General features: G+C 76.4%; 3 protein-coding genes. 2 read left to right on the top strand and 1 reads right to left on the bottom strand.

Annotation, left to right across the window (positions count from 1 at the left end):
* Positions 1–344 precede the first annotated feature (344 nt).
* Complete coding sequence (locus tag G3I53_RS23955) at positions 345–884, bottom strand: hypothetical protein (RefSeq protein ID WP_164438752.1); 540 nt, start codon at positions 882–884, stop codon at positions 345–347.
* Between the two features lie 292 nt (positions 885–1,176).
* Between G3I53_RS23955 and fmt the strand changes: the two genes are divergently transcribed.
* Both fmt and G3I53_RS23945 read left to right on the top strand, forming a co-directional pair.
* On the top strand, positions 1,177–2,109 hold the full coding sequence (gene fmt / locus G3I53_RS23950) for a methionyl-tRNA formyltransferase (protein WP_164339296.1): 933 nt from the start codon (positions 1,177–1,179) through the stop codon (positions 2,107–2,109).
* A gap of 80 nt (positions 2,110–2,189) precedes the next feature.
* Positions 2,190–3,063, top strand: an 874-nt coding sequence (locus G3I53_RS23945) for a transcription antitermination factor NusB (protein ID WP_164438751.1), incomplete at its 3' end; no start/stop codon positions are given.

Here is a 3,063-nt window from a genome sequence, read left to right as displayed (position 1 = left end):
GGCGTGGAGGTCCGGGGGGTCCGTCCTCGCGCGGGCGTCGGTCCGCCGCCGGAGACACCGGCGCCCTCCCGGCGCTGGGTGCGGCCGGCCCGGCTCGCGCAGGCGCTGGCCCGGTCCGGGTCGGCATCGATGCGCCGACTCGGCTGGAAGCCGGTTCCGGCAGAAGGCGCAGGGCCGGTCAAGGCCGGCGAGCCGGTCGTGTTCGTTTGCCGCGGTTCCGCGCAGGGTTGCCGCCGACCGTCGGGTTGGTGCCCGGGGGCCCTCCGTGCGCGTCGGCTCCGGCCCGATACGCCGCCGCCCTCCCGGCGCTGGGGGCGGGGAGGGCGAGGTGCGTGGGGGCGGCGTTAGCCGTTGCGGGGGGCGGGGAAGGCGGTGGGGCGGGGGTCCTCGCGCAGGGCGGGGCTGCCTGCCGTGGGCTGGGTGGGCATGGAGCGGGCGGCGGGGACGGACGGGACGCCCGCGCCCACGTTGACCGTGCGGGTGCCGGACGGCTCCGCGGTGTGCTCCGCGGACTCGGCCGGCGCGGCCTGAGCGGGGGTCCGGCGGGCGCCGTAACGGCGGTGCACGGCCTGCTTGGTGACGCCGAGTGCGGAACCCACCGCGTCCCAGGAGAAGCCCAGGGAGCGGTCGAAGTCGACGGCCGCCGTGACCAGCGTCTCGACGCTGTCCCGCAGTTCCTGGGCGAGCCGGACGGTGGGGGCGGGCGCCCGCCCGTAGACGACGAAGCCCGTGGAGGGGCCCGGGCGGCGCGGACGGTAGACGTTGCCCAACTGGGCGGTGAGGGTACGCAGTGCGTCCACCTGCCGGCGGACCCGCTCGATGTCCCGCACCAGCAAGTGCAGGCTGGCCCGAGCCTGGGCGTCGTGGGTTGCGTGGTCGGCCATGAACAAGCCTCTCGAACCGGCGTTGAAAGGGAGGGCCCGCCTCGGGCCCGGTGTGGTCAACTCTTTCTTGACCAACGCCGATCCGCCCGGCGGGTCACGGGGGCCCCGGTCTTCGGCGCAGGAATTTTTCCCCGCCCGCGCCCGCGAAGCCGCACGCCCGGGCCCCGTACCGCACCTTTCTGCCGGGGTTTCTCCCGGTCCGGTTCACTCGTCTCGGTGAGGGGCCCGGACCGCGCCCGCCATAGACTGGTGCGCTGCCCGCCGTCCCCGCCCGAGAGGCCCGAACCACCCCATGAAGCTGGTCTTCGCCGGCACCCCCGAGGTCGCCGTTCCCGCCCTGGACGCTCTGCTCGCCTCCGGACGGCACGAGGTGGCCGCCGTCGTCACGCGACCCGACGCGCCGGCCGGTCGGGGACGCAGGCTGATCGCCTCACCCGTCGCCGAACGGGCCGCCGACGCGGGCATCGAGGTGCTGAAACCCGCCAAGCCGAAGGACCCGGAGTTCCTGGAGCGGCTCGCGCGGATCGCGCCGGACTGCTGCCCCGTCGTCGCCTACGGCGCCCTGCTGCCCCGCGCCGCGCTCGACATCCCGGCCCGGGGCTGGGTCAACCTGCACTTCTCGCTGCTGCCCGCCTGGCGCGGTGCCGCGCCCGTGCAGCACGCCATCATGGCGGGCGACGAGATCACCGGCGCGTCCACCTTCCTCATCGAGGAGGGCCTCGACTCCGGGCCGGTGTACGGGACGGTCACCGAGGAGATCCGCCCCACCGACACCAGCGGCGACCTGCTCACCAGGCTGGCGTTCGCCGGGGCCGGGCTGCTCGCCGCCACCATGGACGGCATCGAGGACGGCACCCTGCACGCCGTGCCGCAGCCCGCCGACGGCGTCAGCCACGCCCCCAAGGTGACCGTCGAGGACGCCCGCGTCGACTGGCGCGCCCCGGCGCTGCGCGTCGACCGGGTGGTGCGTGGCTGCACGCCCGCGCCGGGCGCCTGGACCACCTTCCGGGGCGAGCGGCTCAAGCTGGTCCAGGTCGCCCCCGCGCCCGGCCGCACCGACCTGGCGCCGGGGGAGCTGTCCGCGGCCAAGAACAACGTGTACGCCGGCACCGGTTCCCACGCCGTGGAGCTGCTGTGGGTGCAGGCCCAGGGCAAGAAGCCGATGCGGGCGGCGGACTGGGCGCGCGGGGTGCGCATCGGCGCGGGGGAGACCGTCGGCGCCTGACCCCGCGGACCCCGGCGGCCGGCCACGACGACGTAGGCTGGAGCGCGCACTTCACCCCACACCCGGAGCACCTTTTTCCCGTGAGCGATCAGCCCCGTCGGCCCCGCCGGACCGGCAAGCCGTACCGTCGGCCCCAGAAGGACCCCGTCCGCATCCTCGCCTTCGAGGCCCTGCGGGCCGTGGACGAGCGGGACGCCTACGCCAACCTCGTCCTGCCGCCGCTGCTGCGCAAGGCGCGCGAGAAGGGGGAGCTGGACGCGCGGGACGCGGCGCTCGCCACCGAGCTGGTGTACGGCACGCTGCGCCACCAGGGCACCTACGACGCCGTGATCGCGGCCTGCGTCGACCGGCCGCTGCGGGAGGTGGACCCGCCGGTGCTCGACGTGCTGAGCCTGGGCGCGCACCAGCTGCTCGGCACCCGGATCCCGGCGCACGCCGCCGTGTCCGCGTCCGTCGAGCTGGCCCGGGTGGTGCTCGGCGACGGGCGGGCCAAGTTCGTCAACGCCGTGCTGCGCAAGGTCGCCCGGCAGGACCTCGACGGCTGGCTGGAGCAGGTCGCGCCGCCCTACGACGCCGACCCCGAGGACCACCTCGCCGTCGTCCACTCCCACCCCCGCTGGATCGTCTCCGCGCTGTGGGACTCCCTCGGCGGCGGCCGGGCCGGCATCGAGGACCTGCTGCGGGCCGACAACGAGCGCCCGGAGGTCACCCTGGTGGCCCGCCCCGGCCGCGCCACCACCGGCGAACTCCTCGACGAGCAGGCCGCCGTGCCGGGACGCTGGTCCCCGTACGCGGTGCGGCTGACCGAGGGCGGGGAGCCGGGTGCCGTGCCGGCCGTGGCCGAGGGCCGGGCCGGGGTGCAGGACGAGGGCAGCCAGCTGGTGGCCCTCGCGCTCGCCCACGCGCCCCTGGACGGCCCGGACCGGTTCTGGCTGGACGGCTGCGCGGGCCCCG

Source organism: Streptomyces sp. SID14436, from assembly GCF_010548465.1.
GTDB lineage: Bacteria > Actinomycetota > Actinomycetes > Streptomycetales > Streptomycetaceae > Streptomyces.
This window is presented reverse-complemented; position numbering and strand designations above follow the sequence as displayed.

Coding starts and splice junctions, on each gene's coding strand:
- G3I53_RS23955 (WP_164438752.1), bottom strand. CDS start 884: ATGGCCGACCACGCAACCCACGACGCCCAGGCTCGGGCCAGCCTGCAC.
- fmt (WP_164339296.1), top strand. CDS start 1,177: ATGAAGCTGGTCTTCGCCGGCACCCCCGAGGTCGCCGTTCCCGCCCTG.